Raw genomic sequence first — 3053 nt, 5'->3', positions numbered from 1 at the left:
CGTTTATTCGCTCCCTGCTGAACGACGCGCCGTTCTACCGCAACCGCCTGCTCTGTCCGGTGCCGGGCGTGCGGATGATCGCGCTACTGCCGATTGTCGATGCCATCACGGTCCCGGCGGAGCTCAACGCCCAGATTCCCGTGATCCAAATGGCCGGCTTCCATGGCCATCTGATCGACGGGCCGGCCGGACTGCGCCACCTGGCCGATCACCTCACCGGCAAGCCGCCAAGCAACCTGCTCCGTTGGGAATACTCGGCCCTCCAGCGGGTCGCCGGAGCGTGGCAGGCACCAGCCCTGCCGTTAGCACTCAATCCGGTATGGCATGCCGCCGACCAGCCCGATGCGGCATTGCGACGGGAACCCTGCCGACCCTGAGCCGAACCGCCAGGGTTGCCTACTGCGGCGCCGGAAGGGCAATGGCACGCGGGCCTTACGCCGGGGACGCCGCCTCCGGCAGGCCGGCCACCAGGGCGGCCAGCCCGCCGGTGTCGAGCAGGTCGGCCGGCCGTACGGTGACGCCGTAGCGCAGTAGTGGAACCTGGGTGCCGCAGTTCGTATCACAGCGGGCTCACCGTCCCGTGGGTTCGCCCGCGTCTGGGCGGGGCTCCGCGAAGTACAGCCCAAGCATCTGCGTCGTCCAGGTCGGTTGCTTGACCTCCCCGCGCGGGCCGAACTCGGAGAACCAGGGCTTGATGTCGAGGACCGGCGTTCCGTCCACGGCATCCAGCTCCTCGACGTGAAGGTCAAGGCCGTCGACCTTGATGAGCCGACACCGGTGAGGTTCCCCCCGGGATGTGGACACCGGGTTATGCCGCGATCTGGTGCAGCGTAGTCGGCGCGAGAGTTTGTTCGTAGTCGGCGGGGCTGAGGTAGCCCAGCGCGGAGTGCCGGCGTCGGTGGTTGTAGAAGCCAATCCAGCGGAAGACGTCACGGCGGGCGTCGGCCTCGCTGGCCCATCTGCGGCGGTCGACGTCGAGTTCGCGCTTGAGGGTGGCGAAGAATGCCTCGGCCAGGGCGTTGTCGTACGACGAGCCGACCCGGCCCATTGAGCGGCGGATGCCGTGGCGGCGGCAGACGTCGGCGAAGTCGCCGCTGCCGCCTTGGGCGCCCCTGTCCGAGTGAAAGATCACGTCGTCGACCCGGCCGCCCCGGGCGGCGACGGCGGCGTGCAGTGCGTCGATGATCAGGCCGGCGCGCATGTGGGTGTTGATCGACCAGCCGATCAGCCGGCGGGTGGCGATGTCGATGACCGTGGCCAGATACAACCAGCCGCCACCGGCGCGCAGGTAGGTGATGTCGCCGCACCACCGCTGGTCGGGTGCGGTGGCGGTGAAGTCCCTGCCGACCAGGTCCGGCGCCGGCGGGGCGGCCGGATCCGGGATCGTGGTCCGTTTGCGACGGCGCAGGTGCCGGCCCACGACATCCCGCCGCCGCATGATGCGCTCCACCCGCTTGCGGTTGACCCGCACACCCTGGCAGCGCAGTTCGACGGTCACCCGCGGCGACCCGTAGGTGCCGCCGGAGTCGGCGTGGATGAATTTGATCTGCTCGGCGAGGGCGTCCTCGGCGGCAGCGCGACTCCGGCGGGTCGGCTCGCTGGCGGCCCAGCGGTAGAACCCGGAGCGGGACACGGCCAGGATCCGGCACAGCCGCTTGACGCTCCAGGTGGCGCGGTGGGTGGAGATGAACCGGAAGCGGCTGGTCACCGATCCATCTCCTTCGCGAAATAGGCGGCTGCCTTACGCAGGATCTCCTTCTCCTGCCTCAACTCAGCGACCTCACGCCGCAGCCGGGCGATCTCGGCATCCTTGTCCGCCACCGACAGCTCGTCCCCGCCCGGCGCCAGCGGAGACATCCCGGCCTGCCGTTCTGCGGCCCGGGCCCAGTTCCGCAGCGTCTCGTGGCTCATCCCAAGCTCACGCGCCACCTGGTTGATCGGCCGCCCCGACGAGCGGACCAGGTCGACCGCGTCACGCCGGAACTCTTCCGTGTACTTCGATGGACGCCCCAACGGGGACACCCTTCCTCTGGACCAAGCGTCCAGTCTCAGGGTGTCCACATCTCAGGGGGCAGCCCACCGAGCCATGACAGTGCACCTGGCCGCGCGGGAAGGCAGTCTTCTCTTGCGTAGGGGCGGTTGGTCGCCCCTGGCCACCGCCGCCGACTACTCCCGCAGTGGGGCGTCATCGAATGGCCCGCCACAGGTGACCTGTGGTGGGCGGCAAGGCCGTCCGCCGACATAGGCCTCGCCCGGCGCACAGGCCGGTCGCGTCATATGCGCCGTCGGAACGGTCCTTCGAGAAGTACGCCCTCACCGCCTCCTACGACCCGACCGGGCAGCCCGCCTCCAGCAGCTCCAACTCAGGACCAAACCAGAAACGTCCCCAAAGCGCACACACCGGACCCTAATGCCCGACGGAACCGCGACCCGTCAGAGTTTCCGTAGTGCGTCACCGTTCTGAAGTGCTACTTTGCCGCCGGCGCGACGACGGTCAGAAGAATGGCGGCGCCGACGCCGAGTGCTGCCTTGTTGACCCACCTGTCCAGGAAGTGCTTGTTCTCGGAGTCTTTTGCGGATTCCTTGTCCCCGGTTTGCATGAGGTATTCGTTCAGATACCTCCGCTCTTCCGGGTCTAGGTCGTCGCGTTGGAGTTGAGCGATGATCGCTGCTCTGATCTCTCGGTAGCCCCGATGAACATTCTCTTGACTCTTCTCGTTCGACGAGAGGGTGGAGTCGTGCACCTTCCGCACCGCAGTCATCGCTTTGACGGAGAGTTTTGTGATCTCGGGAAGCTGCTCGATGATCTTTAGCTGAACCTCCTTGTCCATCTCCGGCATCATGGCCACGAGCTGGAAGACCTTGTCTTTGGAGAGATTCCGCCAAGTGTCGATACCGAGCACCTTCTTGGCGTCCTCTTCACTCTTGATGACCATGCTGTGCCCCACCTGTCGAAAAAGGATCTCCGCGGCGGAGAGTGTAGCCGGGGCCCGCTCGTCCGCACCGCATGCGATTCGCGCCGCAGCGTGAGCTGATGCCAAGGACCGGGCGTC

Annotated in this window: 3 protein-coding genes and 2 pseudogenes; 1 reads left to right on the top strand and 4 read right to left on the bottom strand. The window is 67.1% G+C overall.

From position 1 onward, the window contains the following. Positions 1 to 377 (top strand): annotated as a pseudogene (locus JNW89_RS32830) (hypothetical protein); the annotation flags it as partial. A 193-nt stretch (positions 378 to 570) separates the two neighbouring features. Here JNW89_RS32830 and JNW89_RS38415 read toward each other — a convergent pair. The 4 genes and pseudogenes from JNW89_RS38415 to JNW89_RS32810 form a co-directional block, all read right to left on the bottom strand. Next, positions 571 to 720, bottom strand: a complete 150-nt coding sequence (locus JNW89_RS38415) for an SAM-dependent methyltransferase (RefSeq protein WP_238452002.1) — start codon at positions 718 to 720, stop codon at positions 571 to 573. A gap of 12 nt (positions 721 to 732) precedes the next feature. Further along, positions 733 to 804: pseudogene (locus JNW89_RS38410) on the bottom strand (hypothetical protein); the annotation flags it as partial. Positions 805 to 808: 4 nt separating this feature from the next. Continuing rightward, a protein-coding gene (locus JNW89_RS32815; RefSeq protein ID WP_375155177.1) for an IS3 family transposase occupies positions 809 to 2013 on the bottom strand; the annotation gives its coding sequence in 2 pieces (ribosomal slippage) (positions 809 to 1741 and positions 1744 to 2013; 1203 coding nt in all). 455 nt (positions 2014 to 2468) lie between these two features. Continuing rightward, positions 2469 to 3053: hypothetical protein (locus tag JNW89_RS32810; protein WP_238452001.1), on the bottom strand; the 585-nt coding region annotated here is incomplete at its 5' end.

The organism is Micromonospora sp. 4G55, assembly GCF_016803375.1.
The sequence above is the reverse complement of the archived record's forward strand: the minus strand, read 5'-3'. Positions and strand labels throughout refer to the sequence as shown.